This is a genomic window from Vibrio algicola (assembly GCF_009601765.2).
Taxonomy (GTDB): domain Bacteria; phylum Pseudomonadota; class Gammaproteobacteria; order Enterobacterales; family Vibrionaceae; genus Vibrio; species Vibrio algicola.
Genome location: NZ_CP045700.1, coordinates 608,532 through 628,322, shown reverse-complemented (window position 1 = coordinate 628,322; position 19,791 = coordinate 608,532). Strand labels below are relative to the sequence as shown.

Genomic DNA, 19,791 nt, shown 5'->3' with positions numbered 1-19,791 from the left:
ATGAAGAATATCGTTGAATTTAACCAAGCCAATATCATCGGCACTGAGCAGCCAAGACCTGCAATGGAGTCTATCGATTCTCAAGCGGAATACTGCATGAACGTGGTACTCAAGGAGCTTAGATCGATTTGCCCGGCATGGCGTAACGCAATTAAAACCCAAGCCGAGCTAGACGGTGTGAAAAAGGTTTGGACTAAGGCGTTCATGGAAAACGGCATTGTTAGCATGTCGATGGTTGAGACTGGATTACAAGCTGCCCGTGAAAGTAGCTCTGATTTTTTGCCAAGCGTGGGTAAGTTTATTACCTGGTGTCGTGGTGATGCCTTCCAAGTTTGTTTTGACCGGTTTATGTCTGGCGCTAAGGCTTCCAACCGCATGGAAAAGTTGATCTTCACTGATGCGACCCATGCAAACGTGAAGCGCAAGGCGGTTGGTGATGATGAAAAAGCGTTTAAACGCATATTCGATAAGTGGGCCAAACGTTTTGCAGCCGGTGAAATTCCACAAGATGTGCCTGCCTTGCCACCTAAATCAGTTGTGATGCCTACGGATATTGCTAGAGAGCGAGCAGGCAGACCGGATCCTAGCCAATTTAAACGCGGTTCGGTGTTTGCCCGTATCGCTGAGCTAGCCCAAGGAGGTGCCCATGGCCAGTGAAATGGATTTGATTCGAGTGTTACAGAACCGCGCTAAGGTTTGGACTCCGACTGAGCTATGTAATGCGTTGGATGTTCATGTGATTGAGTTGGTGCGTTTGATGGATAAAGCTCGCAAGCAAGGTGTGGAAGTTTGCGTGGTGAATGGTGAGCGAACAGGGAACAGTGGAAAGATATTTTTAGGGGGCGAACATGTTTGAGTTAAGTGGAAATGGGGAGATTGTAATGAGTAGTGAAGCTAAAGCATTAGTTGAGGCAATCATAAAAGGAGAGGTTAGTGATGAGGTTGCATATAAGTATGGAATGCAAATGCTACATCTAGCTAGTAGTGAAATTAGAGAGCTTGATTCTAAAAAGTGCACTGGTTTATCAAAAGCCGAAGGGAGAATTATACTCGATAATCTAGAGCATGGTCGTCATATTGCCAAAATGACAGAATCAATTTTTATCCAATATCCCATCATATCACAGTCGGCAAAAGGGCTTTATAGTGCGCTTTCTTATTCTTATGGAACTTTTGCACCTGCAATTTTAATGAGTAGTTCTGACTTGCCGAGAAAAGATGAATCGACATCAACATATTTTATTTTTAACCCAATTTCGAAGTTAATAAAAATTGGTCGTACTAATGACATTAAGAGACGAATTACTGCATTGCAATGTGGTATAGGGATTCCTCTCGATATTTTGTTACTTGTTTCAGGCGATAGAGAAAAAGAGTGTCATCAAAAATTTTCTGAATTTAGAACACATGGTGAGTGGTTTGATGATAAAGACGGGAGAATTCGTGCATATATAAAGAGTGAAAAATCTAAGGCATCCGCATGAGTAAGTTAGAAGCGTTGTTGATTTACCATATCAAAGCCATGAAGTTGGAAATGCCAGTAGCTGAGTATCGATTCCATGAAACTCGCAAGTGGCGTTTTGACTTTGCTTATCCAGAGCAACAAATTGCCATTGAAGTGGAAGGTGGTACCTGGACAAACGGCCGCCATACTCGTGGTAAAGGTTATGAGCAAGATTGTGAGAAATACAATACTGCTGCATTACGTGGTTGGACGGTATTACGTTTCACCAGTGGCATGATCACCAGTTTGAAAGCGGTGAAGATGATTAAGGAAGCGTTGGATGCGTAAGAAGATTTATATCGCTGGGCCGATGTCCGGTATACCGGAATTTAATAAACCTGCGTTTATCAGTAAAGCGAGTGAGCTAGAGCAAGAAGGCTATATCGTGTTGAACCCTGCTATTTTGCCTAATGGTATGACATGGGAAGAATACATGTATATCTGCATTCCTATGGTGTCGGTGGCTGATGAGATTTATATGCTGAAAGGTTGGGAAGAATCCAAAGGGGCAAGCATTGAACATCGTGAAGCGTTATCTATGGGTAAATCGGTGATCTACGAATGCTAGTGCTTAAACCATTCTTACAGCCTGATCTTGGTTTGATGATGTTTAAGCCGGGTAAGTCATTATTAGATGAGTTGGTTCGCATGAGTTCGGGTAACCGGCTGCTAGTGGCGCCATTACCGAAAGAGTTGGTTAATGTGCCAAGCGGTAAGTTGAACCATTCGGCCATTCCTAATAGTTCAAAAAAGTCGCTGGTGGATGATGAACGCTTGCTCGAGTTCTTCTTGCATGCTGATGTTCAAAACCGTTTAGGGAATTTCTATCACTGGCTTGAGCGTATTCCTCATTGCCAATTATCCGACGGTGAATTCTGCGATAAGAACCTGACGTTTTTAGACTGCAAACATGGGGCATTACGTTTGTGCTGGCACCATGATAACCAAGAAAGAAAGCAATTAAGTGAGCAAGCTAGAAAGACCGCCAGAGATAATATTATGGTTTGGGGTGTTCGCACTGTGGCTGGCAAGCTTCGATTTGATTCTAACCATCAATTAACTTTACCTGAACTTTTCTGGTGGGCGGTGAGAGAGGGCGTATATCAGCATTTACCAAACAGTGTTGTTGATCAGATGTTTGGCATTAAGCAGGAAGCTAAACGTGACGTACTGACACTTAAGCGTGAAAGTGACCCTGACTTTAATTTGGATGGAAAAGAGCAATTAGAGCGGTTAGCAAAACAAGTGGTGCGTTTAACGGTTAATGACAATCCACCAGCCATGTACATGAAAAGACCTAAGCAATTAAATTGGCGTAGCGAGAAGTATCTTAAGTTTGTTCGTTCTCTACCATGCTGCGCAACTGGACGACATGGTACCGACTCGGATCCTGTTGTTGCCCATCATTTAATAGGTCACGGTGAAGGTAAGATGGGCGGTAAAGCGCATGACTTGTTCACTATGCCGATGCTTGCGAGTGTTCACCAAGAGTTTCACCACGACCCGAAAGCTTGGGAGGCTAAGCATGGATCGCAGTTGTTTTTTGTAAAGCAGACGCTTAAGAGGGTGATGGGGCTTGGTGGAATTGTTTAGGGATAGCATTGTATACATATGATATCATGCGATTAATTTTTTAGTTGGAATTAATAATGAAAAATGAAATCTATAGCTTACAAGTTGTAAGAGGTATTGCAGCCTTACTTGTGGTAACTAATCACTTGTGGGGGAGAGTGTTTGGAGGTGTATTTCAATATAATGGTGGGCTTGGTGTAGATGTTTTTTTCGTATTGAGTGGTTTTCTTATGGTATATACTCAAACGGAAAAAAGAAATGCATTTATGTTTATTAGAGGAAGAATAGAACGTATATACCCACTTTATTGGATATTGTCACTTCCTACAATGCTAATGCTTATAAACTTTAATGAGGGTTATAAGGTAATAAGTAACTTATTTTTGATTCCATCATATAAGGTTACACAAGGAGCTCTAACTAACCCTCCCGCATGGACTCTAGTGTATGAAATGATATTTTATGTCATGTTCACTTTTTCATTGTTATTAAGTAAAAATAGAATAAAAGCATGTTTAATCTCTGTAAGCATAATATTTGTATCATTATTTATTATGAATAATGTGTTTGGAGGTCAAGAACGTGGGAACTGGATAAATATTGGATATATCTTAAGTGATACTTTGATGTTGAATTTTGCTTTTGGTGCTATTTTTGCATTGATTTATGAAAAAATAGGCATCAAGAATGTAATAAATTTTAATTTGTTTATGTTTTTATTTGGATTGGTTCTATATGTTTCGTTATTTCATATGGATGGAGTTAGAAGGTTGTTAAGGTATGGGATTCCTTCGTTAATCATTATTATATTTGCTTTGTATTCTAAGGAAGGAAAGGGGTTTGTATATAATATGCTATTAAAAATTGGAGATGCATCCTATAGTATATATTTATCACACATTTATTTTTTATATGTTTTGAAGGCAACCATGTCAACCAATAAAGGAAACCCTACAATGGTTGAATTAATTGCAGTATTGCTAGTTGTACTATCTATAATTGTTGGGATTTTTATTAATAAGAAAATTGAAAAACCAATAATGTATAAATTGAAAGAATATAGATTAGGTGGTTAACATGGGCTTAGCAACTAATATTGAACATTGGGATATGTCAGCAGCAATTGGTATGGCGACGGAAGGCGTTCGTGCTAAGTACAATGTTGGTGGTGGAGGTGGTGGCTTTGGTGCTGCTGATATGGAAATAGCCTCAAAGCTTGATGGTGGTAAAGTTCTTGCAGCTGTTGATACGGTTGGACGTGAACATCGTCATTTAGAGTTGTGGAGTATGTATGCCTATGCTTCACCACTCTGGAACCGGCATTCTAACCGTGATCAGCTGTTTGAGCATATTATTAATGATTGGGTTATTCAGCGAGCAAATGTAGGTGAGTTTATCCAGGAACGAACCTTTGATCGTGTTAAAGCATTATTGCCTTTAATTGTTGGAGGCATGGCATTGGAACAATTCTCCGGTGCCGAAGTGACACAGAAGAATGGCCGCTTAGAATATCTCCCTGTCACCCCGCGCTCTGTTTTTATAGAGGTCTTAGTGGGTGTAGATTGTGAGCAAAAGGATGTCCATTCAGAGACATTTACTAAGAAGCGAACTCGTTACTATCAGAATAATTGGGCTCGTATCGCTGAACATATCGAGTTTATAAAAAGCCTAATTGTGAAGTACGATACGTTAGCGCGTAAAATGTACAAAAAAGAACTTGAAAAGCAAATGATGGCAATATAAGCTCTAATTTCTAGGTTGGATTATTGCATCTAACCAAATCAACCGCCCTCGATGGCGGTTTTTTTATGCCTAAAATTTGAGGTTGAGTGTGCAGATATCAAAACGAGTGATGGCTGCTATCTCGGCAGCTGCCTTATCTATTGCCAGTGCAATGATTGTTGATTTAGAAGGTGTTGAATATACGCCTTACTATGATGTCGCAGGTGTTCTTACAGTGTGTTATGGGCATACAGGCTCAGATATCATTAAGGGTAAGGTGTACTCACCAGATGAGTGTCAGGTATTGCTCGACACCGACCTTGCTCGAATAGCCAGTGAAATCAATCCTCAGATTAAAACCGTTCTCCCTGTCACTATGCATGCAGCGCTTTACTCCTTTGCTTATAACGTAGGATCAGGTGCTTTCAATTCTTCAACGTTATTAAAGAAGCTTAACGCTAATGATTATGCTGGGGCTTGTTCACAGCTTAAACGTTGGGTTTATGCAGCAGGTAAGCCTTGGAAGGGGCTAATGAATCGCAGGGATATTGAAGAGGCGGTTTGTCGTTATGCTCACTAATGGTTATTTGAAAAGCATTGCTATCGTATTGGTGGCGCTCTTATGCATGACGGTATTTGTTCAGCATGTTCAAAATACAAATTTAAAAGAAAAGCTCAACACAGCTATTGAGGTAGCTGAGTCTGTGCAGCATACAGTATCAAGTATGCAAGAGCAGAATCAGAAGATGGCTAAGCAGTACGTTAAGCAGCAAATGGAGTATGAGAATGCACAGGCTAAAGTATCTCAGCTTGAGCGTGATCTTGCTGATAGTTCTAAGCGGCTGCACGTCAACGCCACTTGTCGTAAGCCAGTGCCCGCAAAGTCCAGCTCCTCCAGCGTGGATGATGAGCGAGCCCCCGAACTTACAAGAGACGCTGAACAGTCTTATCTACGTCTCAGACAACAAATCACAACCATCACAGCTCAAGTAAATGGGCTGAGGTCATATATAGAAGCGCTTCCTAGTGAGTGTGTCGCTAAATAAGACCCGACTGCAGTCGAGGTTACCAACATGAAAACGAGCATTATGGATAAAACAGTTACCACTTCCAGTTATGTTGCCAGTGTGTCTACTGCTATTGGTGGCTTGTTCACGCTGTCTGACGTTGCATTGCTGATTGGTATTGTCACGACACTTATTCTCTTTGTCATGCAACATAAGCTATACAAGAAGCGTTCGGAACAAGACAAAATTAAAGCTGAACAAGATGCGGAGTTTCACGCGGCCAGAATGAAAGCCATTAAGGGTTCATTGGACAGTCGCCTGGATGAACTAAAACAGGTAATTAAATAAGTCTATGATTTCATGGGTCCTTCCTGACCCTTTTCACTGTGGGTATGGGACTCGCACGTTTTCGCTATTTATGAGCATTTTCAAAGTTAGGTTGTTGTTTATATGTCAGCGATAAAAACAGCGTCTAAATCAGAGCCTCATTGGCTGAATAAATCAGCTATGGCTGAGAGCCTTGGGATAAGCGTTCAAGCCTTTGACCGATGGGGCGTGAAGCCAGTTGCAAAGGTTGGTCGTTCTGTCTATTTCACGGTTGCCGATGTGCTCCATAATCGCCTGAAAAATGAAACAGAGAAACATCAACCTAAGACGATCAATCCTGAAGAGTTAGATCCCAATGGTTTGGATTATGAACGCTATCGATTAACCAAAGCACAAGCTGATGCTCAAGAGCTAAAAAACGAAATTGCAAAGCATGAAGTGGTACCGGTTGAGTTTGCTAGCTTTGCGTTATCGAAAGTTGCTGCAGAAGTTTCCGGTATTTTAGATGCGCTTCCTCTTAACATGATGAGAAAGCATCCTGAATTAACCACGGTTCAAATTGAAAACATTAAACGGGCATTAGCAAAAGGCATGAGCTCGATAAGTACTATTGATGAACGAATGGATGATTTGATAGATGACTATATCCGAGAAGCAACTAGCTAATCTTCGCTATCAAATTAAGCAAGGCTTACGTCCGTTCTGGCGTCCATTGCCGATGACAGCAGTTGAATGGGCGGATGAAAACTTTTACTTATCTGCAGAATCTTCTTATCTAGAAGGTAGGTGGGAAACCCTGCCATTCCAAATCGCTATTTTAAACAGTATGGGTAATGACGAGATTCGAGTCGTGAATCTTATGAAGTCAGCTCGTGTTGGATATTCACAAATGCTCAAAGCTTCATTGGCTTACATGCTTGAGCATAAAAAACGAAATCAATTGTTATTTCAGCCTACGGATGCCGCAGCGGCTGGCTTCATGAAATCACATATTGAATCAATGATCCGTGATGTTCCGGTTATTCGTCAGCTTGCTCCTTGGCATGGGAAAAAGCACCGTGACAATACTTTGGATACTAAAAAGTTTTCCAACCGTCGACAGCTTTGGTGTGTAGGTGGTACTGCAGCAAAGAACTACCGTGAAAAATCAGTCGATACTGTTGTTTATGATGAGCTTGCCGCTTTCCCTGCGGATGTAGAGAAAGAGGGTTCACCAACATTCTTAGGGGATCGTCGTTTAGAAGGTTCTGTTTTCGGCAAGTCGATTCGTGGTTCTACACCAAAGAATAAGCATGAATGCCAAATAGAACGCGCATCATTCGAATCAGGCATGATGCTTCGTTATGAAATCCCATGTCCACATTGTGAGGAGTATCAATCCTTAAAATGGGGCGGGCCTGATGCTGAATTTGGCATGAAGTTTCAAAATGATGATCCTTCAACAGTAGCGTATCTATGTGAACACTGCGGTTGCTTAGGGACTTATGCTGAATGGATGCCTGAGCAATCGAAAGGTGTTTGGCGAGATAGAGATATTGATCTTTCAACTAAAGATGGTATTGCCTGGACGGCCATTGATGGCACACCAGTAGATACACCTGAAAATGTGTCATTTCATATTTGGTCTGCTTACTCACCGTTTACTGAGTGGCGACGTCTTATTCAAGATTGGTTGAAAGCAAAAGATGATATTGGAAAGCTTAAAACATTCGTAAACACCATCTTAGGTGAGACCTGGGAAGAACAAGGCGAACGCTTAGAGCCACACGAACTTTATCGCAGACGTGAGCATTATGACTTAATTCCTGCTGGTGGCCTTGTACTTACCTGTTCTGTAGATGTTCAAGATGATCGTCTCGAATGTGAAGTTAAAGCATGGGGCAAAGGCGATGAAAGTTGGGCGCTTGATTTCAAAATCATTTATGGCGACCTAGCCAAACCTGACATCTGGAATGAGCTTGATGATTTTCTTTCTCAAACCTATGAACATGAATCGGGAAACAAGTTGAGAATTGCTTGTACTTGTATTGACTCCGGTGGTCACTTTACTCAAGAAGTTTATAAATTTGTTAAGACTCGCGAAAGCCGACGTATCTTTGCCATCAAAGGTGTTGGTGGAGTTGGTCGTCCAATTGTTTCGCGTCCATCGACCTCAAACAAAGGCAAAATCAAATTATTTGCTGTTGGTACTGATACCGCAAAAGAGTTGGTGATGGCAAGGCTGCAAGTTCTTGAACCTGGTGCCGGTTATTACCACTACCCCGTAAGCAGTCAATTTGATGAAGAATTCTTTCAACAGCTTACCGCTGAAGAGCGCAGAACCCGATATAACAAAGGTTATGCGGTATTAGAGTGGGTGAAAGTCCGTAAACGTAATGAAGCATTTGATTTAGAAATTTATAACTTGGCCGCTCGTGAAATTCTTAATCCTAACTATGACGCCTTAGCTGAGTCAGTCACGCACCAAGCGGAAGTAAAGCCGAAAACAAGGCGTCGAATGAAAATGAAAGGGTTTTAAATGGCACTTACAGATAGACAAACCGCAAGAAAAGAGTGGTTAGAAAGCGCTATTGACGCCATTCAAAACGCTCAAATGGGGATCTTAACATCGGGTAAATCAGAACTTTCTTTTAATGGACGCAGTGTGACTAACCTTTCTCCATCGGAATTAGAAACGATGCGACGCAGCTATGAATCCGAGTTAGAAAAACTGGAACGTAAAGAAAAGGGTTTGCGAACTCGTACGGTTAGGGTGGTTGGATAATGTCAAAACTGAAAAATCAAAATATCCAACGAATGATAGTGGGTGATTCGAGACGAATGTTTGAGTCTGCATCGCCAGACCGTCTCACGATGTCGTGGGATACCAATACCTATACGCCTGATCAAGTCACTTACTCTCAATTAGAAACGCTTCGAGCTCGTTCTCGTCAGCAAGCTAGAAATAATGATTATGTTGTTCGGCTCATTCAAATCTTGCAAGACAACATTATTGGAGCGGCAGGTTTTAAGCTCCGTTCTCAAGTGGTCGATTTTAATGGTAAGCCAGACCAGCCAGCAAGGAAGGTGATTGAATCGGGTTGGCAAGAGTTTATCGAACAAACCGATTTTATTGCTACTCAACAGCTGATTGTAACCAGCATGGTGACTGACGGTGAAGCATTTGTTTATCTAAGAACGGATCGCTCTGGTCGATTAATCCCAACCTTAATAGACCCGGTTCGTGTTGATATTAACTTCAATCAAAAGCGGAACAACGGCAATGTTATCCGTATGGGAATTGAATACGATCAGTTTTTAACTCCTGTTGCCTACCACATAAATGATGATTATGTGGATTATCACCCTGCGGTTGGCGCAAGTGAAGGTGCTCAAACACGTACACGTATTCCAGCGGATAAATTGCGTCATATATTTCGTAAACAATTTGTGGGTCAAAAGCGTGGAATGCCTTGGGCGTCTGCTTCACTTGGTCGCTTGTTTCAGTTAGGTCGATATGAAGAAGCTGCATTAACCGCTGCGCGCATCGGCGCGGCGAAGATGGGCTTTTTCCGAAGTGAAGATAATGAAGAATATACCGGTGATGAAGAGTCGGGTGACATGATGCTGAACGCAGAAGCCGGTACGTTTGAGAACATTGGCTCGCTTCAATTTGAAACCTTTGATCCTAGTTACCCAAGCGGTGAATTTAAAGAGTTCATGGGACAAACCTTAAAGGGAATAGCCTCTGGGCTTGGCGTTGACTATCACACATTAGGTAATGACTTAGCTGGTGTGAATTATTCAAGTGCTCGGGTTGGCATGCTTGAAACTCGCGAATATTTTAAAACTCTGCAAGGCTGGTTAATCCAATCTCTCATCAAGCCAGTTTTTAAGTATTGGCTTGGCTCTGAGCTTTACTACGGCCGATTAGAAATTAACAACAAGCCACTGTCTCGTGGGGTGGGTTATTACCTGCCATCACAATGGGTAGGGCGCCGTTGGGAATGGGTTGATCCTTTGAAAGAAGCTAATGCGAAAAAAGTGCAATACGAAATGCGCATAGTTTCTCTTTCTCAAATTATCCGAGAACGCGGTGATGAGCCTGAAGAGGTATTTAAAGAAATAGCGGAAGAAGATGCACTGATGAAGTCATTGGGTATTTCAGCCGTGCAAGTCATGAGCAAATTGGAGCAAGAAAATGCCCTTAAAGACGATGAAGACGATGAAGACGATTAAAGGTGAGCCATTGCAGCGTTCAATGCTGATTGATGGTGAGCGAAAAGTAGATGAAGAAAGTCGTACCGTTGAAGTGGCGTTTTCTTCGGAAATTACAGTCGAACGTTGGTTCGGCATAGAAGTATTAGACCACTCCCCTGAGTCCGTTCGATTAGATCGGCTAAATAATGGTGGAGCGGTATTAATGGACCATAACCGAACTGATCAAATCGGTGTGGTTGAAGTGGCACGTATCGACAGTGACCGTCGGGGACGGGCAACGCTTCGCTTTGGTAAAGGCAAGCGTGCTGACGAAGTGTTTCAAGATGTAGTGGACGGTATCCGCAAACACATCAGCGTTGGCTACAACATTCTGAAATATGAACGTACCAAAGGTGAGAATGGTTCACCTGACACGATTCGAATTACGGAGTGGGAACCGACGGAAATCTCAATTGTGGCTGTTCCAGCTGATGCCAGTGTAGGCATTGGGCGCAGCGAAGAAACTGAATTAAATATCGAGGAAATTGATATGCCAAAAGAAACTCAAACCCCGACGGGAGAGAATCGTCAAGATCCTCAGCTTAATGCACCTGTCGTGATTAATGCTGATAACGTACGAGCAGAAGAACGTACTCGTATCTTTTCACTAGAACGTGCTGCTGCTGATGCTCCTTGGGATTTGTCGGAATTAAAACGTGAAGCGATTGAGAAAGGTTGGTCGTTAGATCAGTTCCGCTCTAAGTCGTTTGATTTTATTTCTTCTCAACCCGCGCCAACGGCTGGTCATACAGGTGAAGACATGTTGCGCCAAGAGAATCGTGAATACTCATTGGTTCGTGCTTTGAACGCCCAACTATCTGGCGACTGGTCAAATGCAGGTTTTGAACGTGAAATGTCACAAGAACTTGTTCGTCAAGGCGGCTCTGTTGTGGGTGGTGGTTTGATTGTACCTGTTAGCGTACTTACTGGCGCTCGAGCTGATACTAATGGCGGGGCAGGTTTAATCGGTACTCAACACATGGCGAATCAATTTATTGATGTGTTACGTGCTAATACCTTGCTTGGTAAATTAGGTGCGCGTTTCTTGCCAGGGCTAAACGGCAATGTAAGTATGCCGAAGAAAACGGCTTCTGCTGATTTCGGTTGGATGGCAGAGAAAGCCGATGCTAATGAATCCGATGTTACTGTTGGCAATGTGACCTTAAGTGGTAAGCATGTTGGTGGTGTTGTTCCGATGACATTTGAGCTTATGCGTCAATCATCGCCTGCAATCGAACAAATTGTTCGTGAAGATATGCTCATGGGTATGGCTTTAGCTATTGATATGGCTGGTTTTAGTGGAACTGGTGCGAATAACCAACCACTTGGTATTTTGAATACCACTGGCATTCAAACGGTTGATATTGCTGATACAACTAATCTTATTCCCACGTGGGAAGAAATCGTGAAGATGGAAGGTGCGCTTGATGATGTGAATGCATTAATGGGCAACCTTTCTTATGCATTCCGCCCAACGGTGTATTCTGCGCTGAAAACCACGAAGAAAGATGCTGGCTCTGGTCGTTTTGTTGTTGAAGGCAAAGAGTGTAATGGCTATGCCGCACACAGCTCAACGCAAATGCCAGTAGGTGGTTCCTTGTTTGGTAACTTCTCTGATGTGATGGTGGGTACTTGGGGGATGGTTGAACTTATCCCTACTCGCAATAGCAAAACAGGTGGTTTGGATATTGGTTGCCACCAAATGGCTGATATTGCGGTTCGTAATCCTCAATCATTTGTGAAAGGTGTTGCTGCCGCTGGCGGAGAATAAGCATTAAAGATTAAGCCTCTGGTATCAGGGGCTTTCCTTTCCTAAGTTGGAGAAAAAGCATGGACAAAGTAAAGCTAATATTAACCCGTGGAGCTGTAGTCTCTCCTGGTGTTAATGCTGTGAAAGATGAAGTGATTGAAGTTGGTAGCGATATTGCTCGAAATCTACGACAAGCGGGTGCTGCAAAAGTGGCTGATAAAGATGCCAAAATTGGTAAGCCGGCAACAATCAAAACAAATAAAAAATAAAGGGTGATGTATGAGAACTTGGAACCTTGGTGTTACTGATATGGATGTGGCATTAATGGCTGAGTTCTCAATTCCTATTATTTTACACCTCCCAATGGGTGATGTTGAAACGAAAGGGGTCTTTGATGATCCCTTTTCTTTATCTCAAGTTGGTAGTGGTGGGCGCATTTCAGACTCAGCTCCTGAACTGAGCTTGCGAGATGAAGATGCGTTAGGCATTGAAGCGCGTCAATTAGTGACAATAAGTGGTAAACAGTGGTTGGTCGTTACACCACCTGAACCTGATGGAACGGGTATCACAAAATTAATACTGGGGAACTACAGTGGCGAGCAATCGAAACCTGTTATTCGATATTGATCTGGATGAAATTGAAGCCATTCAAAATATCTACAGTGCCACTGAAGCTCAAGTTCGAGCTGCTTATAACCGAGCGCTTACTCGAACGGCCAAAACCATGCGAGCGTTGACCAATAAGAAGATCAAGGACGAACTTCAACTTAAACGAATGAAAGATTTAAGGCGTCGTTTACAAACGTTTCGTCTTAAAAGCACCAGTAAACAAAGCAAGCTAGATGAATTAAAGCTTTGGTTTGGGATGAACGATATTCCAGTTGGTAAATTAAAAGGTCGCATGAAGCCAATAGGCTCAAAGAAGAACCCTCAAGGTGCGGTATTTAATCCATCGGGAAAAATTGGTACTCAATCTTACGATAAGGGCTTTATTGCTAGAGCTTATGGCCGTAAATCCATTTTCACTCGCTCTACCGAAAGCCGATACCCAATCAAAGAAGCAAGGGTATCAGTAGCCGATGATCTGCAAGATACCATTGAAGATGAAATATTTTCAGAGCTCTCTACGGTATTCATGAAGCACTTTGAAACTGATTTAAAAGGGCGAGTCAAAATGGGTATGAATAAAACTGGGTGGCAATCATGAGTGACGGTATTCATTTAACCGATTATCACAATGCGGTAATTGACTGGATCACTCAAAACGTGGACTGGCTTCAGGCCGTTCAATATTACCCTGAAATACAAACTGAGTTACCTGCGCCATGCGCGTTCTTCGGTGTTGAAGATTGGGAAATGAGCGAAAGCCAACCAATGAACGGTATGCTAGCGGTCGATTTGAATTGTAAATTGATGGTGGTATTTGGCGTAATTGATCCGGCGTATCAATTAGAAGTACGAAATGCAGCGATGGCTTTATGCATAAAGCTACAAGATCAGCGTTTTGGGTTGCCAATTGAACCTGTGGTTTTGCAAGGCGCTGAGCCTGATGATTTTCAGCCTGAACTTGATGATTATGCGGTCTGGTCGATTCGCTTTATGCAGACCATTGAAGTCGGTGAAGATTTTTATAAGCCAGAAGGCATTATTCCAACGACGGTAATGGTTGGATACTCGCCAGATATTGGCACTAAAAACGAAGATAAATACGAACAGGTGGTACCTAGTGGACTTAATACCGATAATTAATGATCTGCAGAAGCGGCTAGCGAACATGGTACGCCGCGGTAAAGTTCATTCAGTCGATTTTAGTCAATCGCCACCACGGGTTAAAGTTCAATATGCAGAAAAGGCAATCACAAGTTGGTTGCCTTTTTTGATCACCAATATGGATGAAAACCGACAAGACTGGCAACCGATCACTGTCGGTACCTCTGTTGTGATCATTAGTGAATCAGGCGACTTAAATAACGGCGTTGTGTTTTCAAGTATTCCTAATGCCAGCTATGTCCCTCCAAGTTCCTCACCAGATGAGCATGTTACTCAGTATTCAGATGGCACTAAGGTTTCTTATAACTTTAAAACGAATAAATTGCTGGTGGATGTGAAAGGTGAAGTCAAAGTACAGGCAACGGGTGACATTATTGCTGATGCCAAACAAGTCAAACTCAATGGCGGAACTGGCGTCGTAACGGGTGAGTGTATCTGCGCTTTTACTGGCAATGTTCATTCAGATATTTCAATCAAGGTGATCGCAGGTAAGTAATGGCACTTTCTAAGACAGGTTTAAAGCAACGGATCTTAACCGAACTCACAGCAAAGGGTTTTACTGTATCGGGTGAGCACTCAAGAAATGCCGATTATGCAGAGGCGATTGCGAATGCGATCGTTGATGAAATTCAAGCGAATGCAAAAGCAATAGTGAGCTCTGGAAGCAGCGCTGGTAGTTGGCCTGTTAAGTAGGTGAAGAATGAAAGGCATGAACGCTGAAAACGGTAAATCACTTGACGGTATTAATCACCTTAAGCAATCCATTAAAGACATATTAAATACCCCAATTGGCTCAAGAGTGATGCGTCGAGACTATGGCAGTGAGTTATTCAAATTAATAGATAGCCCATTAAACGCCTCTGGTACCGCGAGCATTATTGCAGCGACGGCACAAGCTATTAAGAAATGGGAAACTCGTTTGGATGTAAAGCAAATCAAAATTGCATCGGGCGAACCTGGTTATATCGAGTTAGATATTACGGGCGTATATAAGCCTAATGGGCAGTCTATCACGTTGGAAGGAATAGAAGTTTCATGAGTAATATTAATCTTTCATCACTTCCAAAGCCTAAAGTGCGAGAAGAGCTTAATTATGAAGACGTTCTTGCACAAAAAAAGGCAGCCCTTAAAACACGTGAGCCTGATTGGGATGCCGATTATGAGCATGAATCATCAGTAAAGTTGTTAGAAGTATCCGCTTATGATGCTGTGACCGAGCGTCAACGGGTTAATGATGCGGCATTATCGGTGATGTTGCCTTGGGCTGAGGGTTCTGATCTAGATGGCTTAGCTGCATTCTTTGACTTAGAGCGAGAGACGATTGTTCCTGCTGATGATTCCACGGTACCGCCAACGGAAGCAATGATGGAAAGTAATGATTCACTCCGAAATCGCTGTTTGCTCAAGTGGTCATCGATTTCAACTGCAGGGCCACGCAAAGCTTATATCTATCATGCATTATCTTCTTCATCTCAAGTTAAAGATGCCAATGCATACCGTCAATCGGCTGGCATTGTAAATGTAAAAATCATTTCTCAAACGGGTAATGGCGAAGCTGATCAAGATTTAGTTGATACCGTCACTGCAGCATTAAATGATGAAACTGTTCGGCCGTTGTGCTCTACCGTTCGAGTTAGTAGCGCAACCATTTACCAGTATTCAATTAATGCGGTATTAGATATAGAAAACAACTCAGCTTCTGACAGTATCATTGCTCAGGCAATAGCAAATACTCAAACATACGTTGATGCACAGCATAGAATTGGGGCGTTAGTCAGTCATTCAGCATTGGATGCCGCGATGCATATCTCCAGTGTTAAGGATGTGGACTTACAAGATTTTGTTCAGTACCAGGCAGATAAAGATACTGCGCCATATTGCACGTCCATCACGATAACCGCTAAGGCAATGGAATAAGTATGAATTCATTGTTACCCCCAAACGCTACATCATTCGAACGTTCTGTTGAACAGGTTACGAAAGCGGATATGTCGTCGCCTATTCGCTTCTTGTGGAATTATGAGAAGTGTCCAACTGAATTGTTATATGTACTTGCAATAACACTGGATGTGGATGAATGGGACGAACGTTGGAGTGATGAATTTAAGCGTAAAACTCTTCAAGAGGCGTACTTAGTTCACAGCCGGAAAGGGACACCTGATGCAGTACGCAGAATTTTGCGTAATGCCGGCTATGACGAGATTGTTATTCAAGAAGGGTTAAACGGTGGTTTGCGTGATGGCTCGATTCAACGTAACGGATTGACTTACTACGGTGAAGAAATGGCCTTTGCTAAATACATTATATGGCTGACTAAAACCATAACAGCTGAACAAGCTCGACAAGTTAGACGATTACTAGACGATGCTGCACCACTGCATTGTGAGTTGGTGGGCTTGAACTTTACCGAAGCATTAATTTTACGAAATGGCACCATTTATCGTGATGGTACCTATAACCGAGGAACGGCATAGATGGCGAATTTACAAGAAGAAGCGGTCTGGGAGGATGGGGTATATCAATTTGAACAAACCGATGTGGTTCAAGGTGGGCCAGAAGGAATTGATAATGTACCAACAGGGCAATTAGCAAACCGAACGGCTTACTTGAAGCAAGAACAGGATAACTTAAAGAAAAAGTTTGATGATGAACAGACACCGAATCCGTTACCTCAGTATTTTTTACAAACTGAATTACTTAGAGCTTTAGTTGGGACGCCAGTATTTAATAATCTAGTTGGTTATATCCCAAATGCTGATTTAGTCGTGCCAAGTGTTGGTCAGAAATGTTATGTGAGCGAGTACACGACAGCATATCAATTGATATCGGCCTCAATCAACTTCATTGAAGAAGATACAAAAGCGGCATCTCCATTTGAACATGCAGCTAAATGGGGATTTGGTACAGATTCAACAGGTGACTTCTTCACAACACCAAATAAACCTCTTTATATGCACGATAAAGCCGCAGGTGTCTTTGGTGATGCGGGTGATACGAAAGAAGATCATTTGCAGAATATTACGGGAGACCTAAAAATTCGTGGCTTCAACACCGAAGGATCTTTAGTTTCGGGCGGTAGCGGTGCATTACGTTATAGGAATGATTCATCTTCAGGAAATACTGCAGCACAATCGAATATTGGTAATCAATATAGTTTTTATATAGATACATCTTTTGTTGTACGTACTGACACATTTACCGACACTATGGGTGCATTCTTTGATGCATTTATTTGGTTACCAAAAGGAGTGTTCTAATGATTCTATTTGATGCAAATACAGGCGCAGCAATTCGAAAAATTGACAGCAATGTTGATATGCCGCTAGCAACGGAAATCCAATTGCCTAGTTCCGTATTAGACTCTGAAAAACAATATTATTCATTTCGAGATAAAAATGACCAAGTACCATATTGGCCAACGAATGAGAGCCGTTGGGTAGTAAAAGATAAACCAGTAAAAGTTACTGCATACAACAAGCAAACGCGTGAACCAAAAGAGTTTGATGACAAAACGCTAGTCACTGATGACTACACATTAGAAAAGCCCACAACTCAATTCGATGAATGGATTGATAGCGCATGGGTGACTAACAAACAACAGCAGTATGAAGCGGAACTACTGCAAGTTGAATCAACTCGCCGTGCGCTTTATACAAACGTTGATGCATTGCGTAATGAAGCTTCAATGATTCGAACTGTCGAGAAAGATGAAGCGAAAGCAGCAGATTACGAACAACAAGCTATTGCGCTGTACTTAAAGATTCGTGATGAAAATCCGTGGCCCGTTTCTCCAACATAACGAATTACTGAATAAACCAACCAAACCCGCCAGCATTTGCTGGTTTTTTTGTGCCTAAATAATAGGAAAGTGCTATGACACAATTTCTCCACGGCGTGGAAGTCATTGAAATTGATGACGGCTCACGCCCGATCACAACGGTAAAATCAGCTGTCATTGGGCTGGTGGGTACCGCACCAAACTCTGCAGCGGCAATAGCCGCAACCCTTACTGTGGGAAGTGCAGTGTTAAATGATGGTTTAACATTTACTGCTGCGAAATCCGGTAAAGAAGGCAATGCGATTAGTATTGAATTAATTAACCCTGCCGCAGTATCTGCTGATTTAGCAGTGGTGGTGAACGGTAAGAAAATCACCATCAACCTAGCAACCGACGCACAAAAGGCCATAACCTCAACGGCGACTGAAATCATTGCAGCAATAGATGCCGATGAAGATGCAAAGGCATTAGTTACAGCAACTAAGTTAGGTACAGGCTTAGATCCAGTTGGTGCTCATACTCGCCAATATTTAGCTGGTGGTGCAGATGAAGCATTCCCGATTGGCGTGCCTGTTGCTGTAGCGGGTAGCCCTAAAAGTGCCGAAGCATTAGGAACTGGCGGAACACTGCCAGCGGCAATTGATGACATTTTTGACCAAACAGGTGCTTTAGTTATCGTAGTTCGAGTTGCTGAAGGTCTTGATGATGAAGCTACTCAAGCCAATGTTATTACTGGTATGCAAGGTTGGTTAGATAGCCAAACTGAAACCGGTTACACGCCTCGTATTTTGGTAGCACCGGAATTCAGTCAGTTTGATGGCGTTGCAGCAGAGCTTGAAGCGAAAGCGGCTCGTTTACGTGCAATTGCTTATCTTGATTGTGTTCTTACTGCCACTTATACAGACGCAATGAAACGTGCTCGTCAGTTTGGTGAACGTGTAGAAGTAACTTGGCCATGGGTTCGAGTGTTTGATACTGACCAAGCAATTGATATCGATCGCCCTTATTCAGCACGAGCAGCTGGGCTTCGTGCTCGTATCGATGCGGAAAAAGGCTTTTGGTGGTCTAAATCAAACCAACAGGTTTACGGCATTGTAGGTACTAGTCAGGCGGTTGATTGGTCATTGGGAGATCCTAATACCACCGCAAATATGCTCAATGAAAACAAAGTCAGCACCATCATTCGTGAAGGAGGTTTTTTGCATTGGGGTAACCGTACTTGTTCAACCGATCCTAAGTGGACTTTCGAACAAACCCGACGCACTGCTGACATGATCAATGACAGCGTGCAGCGTTCTCACATGTGGGCAGTGGACCGTAATATCACCAAAACCTATACCGATGACGTGATTTCCGGTGTGAATGCTTATCTACGTGATTTGAAAGCGCAGGGTGCCATTATTAATGGTGAATGTTGGAGTGATCCTGAATTGAATACACCTACCAATATTCAGCAAGGTATTGTGTATTTTGATTTTGACTTCTGCCCACCATATCCAGCGGAACACATTATCTTCCGCTCTCGTATTAACAACGATTACTTGGAAGAGGTGTTTAGCTAATGGCTGGTGATAACTTACTTAAAAACTGGGCGATTTGGGTCGATGGTGTGGGTAAAGCCGGTAACGCCAAAGAGTACACGCCGCCAGTTCTTGAACAGAATACGTTTGACTTTCAAGCTGGTGATATGGATATGTCAATTCCAGTGGATGACGGAATGGCTGCACTCGAGTCGTCATTTACCATGTTTGGTTTTGATGCCACCTTATTACCATTGTTCGGTTTAATCCCGGGCTCTCGTACTTCGGTTTCGGTTCGTTCAACTTATACAGACCTAAGCGGTAATGCTTATGATGTGGTTGAAGAGCTTGGCGGCATGATCACCAAGATTGAACGAGACACGCAAGACACAGGCAGCCAACGTGACAAGGGAATGAAAGTCACTATGAAACTGGATTACTACAAAGTAGTTCGTGCTGGTGTGGTGTTGGTTGAAATCGATCCAATAAACCATGTGCGCAAACTCGGTGGTGTCGATGTTCTTGAAGGTATTCGCGCTGCAATGCAGTTGTTTTAAATAATCATTTCTCACTCAATAGGCTGGCCATGTGTCAGCCTTTTT

At 42.6% G+C, this 19,791-nt stretch carries 29 protein-coding genes; all 29 read left to right on the top strand.

Annotated features, from left to right (window positions below; translation table 11 throughout):
* Positions 1-657, top strand: a complete 657-nt coding sequence (locus tag GFB47_RS14545; RefSeq protein WP_153448751.1) for a replication protein P — start codon at positions 1-3, stop codon at positions 655-657.
* The gene (locus tag GFB47_RS14540; protein WP_153448750.1) at positions 647-856 is read left to right on the top strand and encodes a hypothetical protein; all 210 of its coding nucleotides are present in this window, start codon (positions 647-649) and stop codon (positions 854-856) included. Before GFB47_RS14545 ends, GFB47_RS14540 begins: the two co-directional genes overlap by 11 nt.
* Positions 849-1,484, top strand: coding sequence for a GIY-YIG nuclease family protein (locus tag GFB47_RS14535; protein ID WP_153448749.1), 636 nt, complete (start codon positions 849-851; stop codon positions 1,482-1,484). The genes GFB47_RS14540 and GFB47_RS14535 overlap by 8 nt, the downstream gene beginning before the upstream one ends.
* Positions 1,481-1,792, top strand: coding sequence for a PDDEXK family nuclease (locus GFB47_RS14530; RefSeq protein WP_153448748.1), 312 nt, complete (start codon positions 1,481-1,483; stop codon positions 1,790-1,792). The genes GFB47_RS14535 and GFB47_RS14530 overlap by 4 nt, the downstream gene beginning before the upstream one ends.
* Positions 1,785-2,072, top strand: a complete 288-nt coding sequence (locus GFB47_RS14525; protein ID WP_153448747.1) for a DUF4406 domain-containing protein — start codon at positions 1,785-1,787, stop codon at positions 2,070-2,072. The genes GFB47_RS14530 and GFB47_RS14525 overlap by 8 nt, the downstream gene beginning before the upstream one ends.
* On the top strand, positions 2,066-3,097 hold the full coding sequence (locus tag GFB47_RS14520) for a DUF968 domain-containing protein (RefSeq protein ID WP_153448746.1): 1,032 nt from the start codon (positions 2,066-2,068) through the stop codon (positions 3,095-3,097). Before GFB47_RS14525 ends, GFB47_RS14520 begins: the two co-directional genes overlap by 7 nt.
* 56 nt (positions 3,098-3,153) lie before the next feature.
* The gene (locus GFB47_RS14515) at positions 3,154-4,152 is read left to right on the top strand and encodes an acyltransferase family protein (RefSeq protein WP_153448745.1); all 999 of its coding nucleotides are present in this window, start codon (positions 3,154-3,156) and stop codon (positions 4,150-4,152) included.
* 1 nt (position 4,153) lies between these two features.
* Positions 4,154-4,819 (top strand): hypothetical protein, encoded by a 666-nt coding sequence (locus GFB47_RS14510; RefSeq protein ID WP_153448744.1) that lies wholly within the window; start codon positions 4,154-4,156, stop codon positions 4,817-4,819.
* 88 nt (positions 4,820-4,907) lie between these two features.
* Positions 4,908-5,378, top strand: a complete 471-nt coding sequence (locus tag GFB47_RS14505; RefSeq protein WP_407701707.1) for a lysozyme — start codon at positions 4,908-4,910, stop codon at positions 5,376-5,378.
* Positions 5,368-5,844 (top strand): lysis system i-spanin subunit Rz, encoded by a 477-nt coding sequence (locus tag GFB47_RS14500; RefSeq protein WP_153448743.1) that lies wholly within the window; start codon positions 5,368-5,370, stop codon positions 5,842-5,844. The genes GFB47_RS14505 and GFB47_RS14500 overlap by 11 nt, the downstream gene beginning before the upstream one ends.
* 27 nt (positions 5,845-5,871) lie before the next feature.
* On the top strand, positions 5,872-6,153 hold the full coding sequence (locus GFB47_RS14495) for an HP1 family phage holin (protein WP_153448742.1): 282 nt from the start codon (positions 5,872-5,874) through the stop codon (positions 6,151-6,153).
* A 102-nt stretch (positions 6,154-6,255) separates the two neighbouring features.
* Positions 6,256-6,798, top strand: coding sequence for a terminase small subunit (locus tag GFB47_RS14490; RefSeq protein WP_153448741.1), 543 nt, complete (start codon positions 6,256-6,258; stop codon positions 6,796-6,798).
* Positions 6,770-8,650, top strand: coding sequence for a phage terminase large subunit family protein (locus tag GFB47_RS14485; RefSeq protein WP_153448740.1), 1,881 nt, complete (start codon positions 6,770-6,772; stop codon positions 8,648-8,650). Before GFB47_RS14490 ends, GFB47_RS14485 begins: the two co-directional genes overlap by 29 nt.
* Positions 8,651-8,896, top strand: coding sequence for a hypothetical protein (locus GFB47_RS14480; RefSeq protein ID WP_153448739.1), 246 nt, complete (start codon positions 8,651-8,653; stop codon positions 8,894-8,896).
* Positions 8,896-10,350: a phage portal protein gene (locus GFB47_RS14475; RefSeq protein WP_225874322.1), complete on the top strand. Its 1,455-nt coding sequence runs from the start codon at positions 8,896-8,898 to the stop codon at positions 10,348-10,350. The genes GFB47_RS14480 and GFB47_RS14475 overlap by 1 nt, the downstream gene beginning before the upstream one ends.
* Positions 10,337-12,142, top strand: a complete 1,806-nt coding sequence (locus tag GFB47_RS14470) for a phage major capsid protein (protein WP_225874321.1) — start codon at positions 10,337-10,339, stop codon at positions 12,140-12,142. Before GFB47_RS14475 ends, GFB47_RS14470 begins: the two co-directional genes overlap by 14 nt.
* Positions 12,143-12,201: 59 nt before the next feature.
* Complete coding sequence (locus GFB47_RS14465; protein WP_153448738.1) at positions 12,202-12,390, top strand: hypothetical protein; 189 nt, start codon at positions 12,202-12,204, stop codon at positions 12,388-12,390.
* A gap of 10 nt (positions 12,391-12,400) precedes the next feature.
* Positions 12,401-12,748, top strand: coding sequence for a head-tail joining protein (locus GFB47_RS14460; RefSeq protein WP_153448737.1), 348 nt, complete (start codon positions 12,401-12,403; stop codon positions 12,746-12,748).
* A complete protein-coding gene (locus tag GFB47_RS14455) occupies positions 12,714-13,328 on the top strand; it encodes a phage tail protein (protein ID WP_153448736.1) in 615 nt (204 codons plus the stop codon). Before GFB47_RS14460 ends, GFB47_RS14455 begins: the two co-directional genes overlap by 35 nt.
* A complete protein-coding gene (locus GFB47_RS14450; protein WP_153448735.1) occupies positions 13,325-13,870 on the top strand; it encodes a hypothetical protein in 546 nt (181 codons plus the stop codon). The genes GFB47_RS14455 and GFB47_RS14450 overlap by 4 nt, the downstream gene beginning before the upstream one ends.
* On the top strand, positions 13,848-14,387 hold the full coding sequence (locus tag GFB47_RS14445; protein WP_153448734.1) for a phage baseplate assembly protein V: 540 nt from the start codon (positions 13,848-13,850) through the stop codon (positions 14,385-14,387). Before GFB47_RS14450 ends, GFB47_RS14445 begins: the two co-directional genes overlap by 23 nt.
* Positions 14,387-14,584, top strand: a complete 198-nt coding sequence (locus GFB47_RS14440) for a hypothetical protein (protein WP_153448733.1) — start codon at positions 14,387-14,389, stop codon at positions 14,582-14,584. The genes GFB47_RS14445 and GFB47_RS14440 overlap by 1 nt, the downstream gene beginning before the upstream one ends.
* Before the next feature lie 7 nt (positions 14,585-14,591).
* Positions 14,592-14,930, top strand: a complete 339-nt coding sequence (locus GFB47_RS14435; protein WP_153448732.1) for a GPW/gp25 family protein — start codon at positions 14,592-14,594, stop codon at positions 14,928-14,930.
* Complete coding sequence (locus tag GFB47_RS14430; protein ID WP_153448731.1) at positions 14,927-15,808, top strand: baseplate assembly protein; 882 nt, start codon at positions 14,927-14,929, stop codon at positions 15,806-15,808. Before GFB47_RS14435 ends, GFB47_RS14430 begins: the two co-directional genes overlap by 4 nt.
* Before the next feature lie 2 nt (positions 15,809-15,810).
* Complete coding sequence (locus tag GFB47_RS14425) at positions 15,811-16,365, top strand: phage tail protein I (protein WP_153448730.1); 555 nt, start codon at positions 15,811-15,813, stop codon at positions 16,363-16,365.
* Positions 16,366-17,148, top strand: coding sequence for a hypothetical protein (locus GFB47_RS14420; RefSeq protein ID WP_153448729.1), 783 nt, complete (start codon positions 16,366-16,368; stop codon positions 17,146-17,148).
* Positions 17,148-17,690 carry a hypothetical protein gene (locus tag GFB47_RS14415; protein ID WP_153448728.1) on the top strand — a complete coding sequence of 181 codons (543 nt, stop codon included), beginning with the start codon at positions 17,148-17,150 and terminating at the stop codon, positions 17,688-17,690. The genes GFB47_RS14420 and GFB47_RS14415 overlap by 1 nt, the downstream gene beginning before the upstream one ends.
* Before the next feature lie 74 nt (positions 17,691-17,764).
* A complete protein-coding gene (locus GFB47_RS14410) occupies positions 17,765-19,231 on the top strand; it encodes a phage tail sheath C-terminal domain-containing protein (protein WP_153448727.1) in 1,467 nt (488 codons plus the stop codon).
* The gene (locus GFB47_RS14405; RefSeq protein WP_153448726.1) at positions 19,231-19,746 is read left to right on the top strand and encodes a phage major tail tube protein; all 516 of its coding nucleotides are present in this window, start codon (positions 19,231-19,233) and stop codon (positions 19,744-19,746) included. Before GFB47_RS14410 ends, GFB47_RS14405 begins: the two co-directional genes overlap by 1 nt.
* Positions 19,747-19,791: the final 45 nt, after the last annotated feature.

Excerpts from the sequence above, each read along its gene's own strand:
- GFB47_RS14425 (WP_153448730.1), top strand. The coding sequence starts at position 15,811 with ATGAATTCATTGTTACCCCCAAACGCTACATCATTCGAACGTTCTGTT.
- GFB47_RS14475 (WP_225874322.1), top strand. The coding sequence starts at position 8,896 with ATGTCAAAACTGAAAAATCAAAATATCCAACGAATGATAGTGGGTGAT.
- GFB47_RS14515 (WP_153448745.1), top strand. The coding sequence starts at position 3,154 with ATGAAAAATGAAATCTATAGCTTACAAGTTGTAAGAGGTATTGCAGCC.
- GFB47_RS14415 (WP_153448728.1), top strand. The coding sequence starts at position 17,148 with ATGATTCTATTTGATGCAAATACAGGCGCAGCAATTCGAAAAATTGAC.
- GFB47_RS14435 (WP_153448732.1), top strand. The coding sequence starts at position 14,592 with ATGAAAGGCATGAACGCTGAAAACGGTAAATCACTTGACGGTATTAAT.
- GFB47_RS14430 (WP_153448731.1), top strand. The coding sequence starts at position 14,927 with ATGAGTAATATTAATCTTTCATCACTTCCAAAGCCTAAAGTGCGAGAA.
- GFB47_RS14490 (WP_153448741.1), top strand. The coding sequence starts at position 6,256 with ATGTCAGCGATAAAAACAGCGTCTAAATCAGAGCCTCATTGGCTGAAT.
- GFB47_RS14420 (WP_153448729.1), top strand. The coding sequence starts at position 16,366 with ATGGCGAATTTACAAGAAGAAGCGGTCTGGGAGGATGGGGTATATCAA.
- GFB47_RS14535 (WP_153448749.1), top strand. The coding sequence starts at position 849 with ATGTTTGAGTTAAGTGGAAATGGGGAGATTGTAATGAGTAGTGAAGCT.
- GFB47_RS14530 (WP_153448748.1), top strand. The coding sequence starts at position 1,481 with ATGAGTAAGTTAGAAGCGTTGTTGATTTACCATATCAAAGCCATGAAG.
- GFB47_RS14460 (WP_153448737.1), top strand. The coding sequence starts at position 12,401 with ATGAGAACTTGGAACCTTGGTGTTACTGATATGGATGTGGCATTAATG.
- GFB47_RS14520 (WP_153448746.1), top strand. The coding sequence starts at position 2,066 with ATGCTAGTGCTTAAACCATTCTTACAGCCTGATCTTGGTTTGATGATG.
- GFB47_RS14540 (WP_153448750.1), top strand. The coding sequence starts at position 647 with ATGGCCAGTGAAATGGATTTGATTCGAGTGTTACAGAACCGCGCTAAG.
- GFB47_RS14485 (WP_153448740.1), top strand. The coding sequence starts at position 6,770 with ATGACTATATCCGAGAAGCAACTAGCTAATCTTCGCTATCAAATTAAG.
- GFB47_RS14500 (WP_153448743.1), top strand. The coding sequence starts at position 5,368 with ATGCTCACTAATGGTTATTTGAAAAGCATTGCTATCGTATTGGTGGCG.
- GFB47_RS14545 (WP_153448751.1), top strand. The coding sequence starts at position 1 with ATGAAGAATATCGTTGAATTTAACCAAGCCAATATCATCGGCACTGAG.
- GFB47_RS14465 (WP_153448738.1), top strand. The coding sequence starts at position 12,202 with ATGGACAAAGTAAAGCTAATATTAACCCGTGGAGCTGTAGTCTCTCCT.
- GFB47_RS14410 (WP_153448727.1), top strand. The coding sequence starts at position 17,765 with ATGACACAATTTCTCCACGGCGTGGAAGTCATTGAAATTGATGACGGC.
- GFB47_RS14440 (WP_153448733.1), top strand. The coding sequence starts at position 14,387 with ATGGCACTTTCTAAGACAGGTTTAAAGCAACGGATCTTAACCGAACTC.
- GFB47_RS14470 (WP_225874321.1), top strand. The coding sequence starts at position 10,337 with ATGAAGACGATTAAAGGTGAGCCATTGCAGCGTTCAATGCTGATTGAT.
- GFB47_RS14480 (WP_153448739.1), top strand. The coding sequence starts at position 8,651 with ATGGCACTTACAGATAGACAAACCGCAAGAAAAGAGTGGTTAGAAAGC.
- GFB47_RS14525 (WP_153448747.1), top strand. The coding sequence starts at position 1,785 with ATGCGTAAGAAGATTTATATCGCTGGGCCGATGTCCGGTATACCGGAA.
- GFB47_RS14510 (WP_153448744.1), top strand. The coding sequence starts at position 4,154 with ATGGGCTTAGCAACTAATATTGAACATTGGGATATGTCAGCAGCAATT.
- GFB47_RS14450 (WP_153448735.1), top strand. The coding sequence starts at position 13,325 with ATGAGTGACGGTATTCATTTAACCGATTATCACAATGCGGTAATTGAC.
- GFB47_RS14495 (WP_153448742.1), top strand. The coding sequence starts at position 5,872 with ATGAAAACGAGCATTATGGATAAAACAGTTACCACTTCCAGTTATGTT.
- GFB47_RS14405 (WP_153448726.1), top strand. The coding sequence starts at position 19,231 with ATGGCTGGTGATAACTTACTTAAAAACTGGGCGATTTGGGTCGATGGT.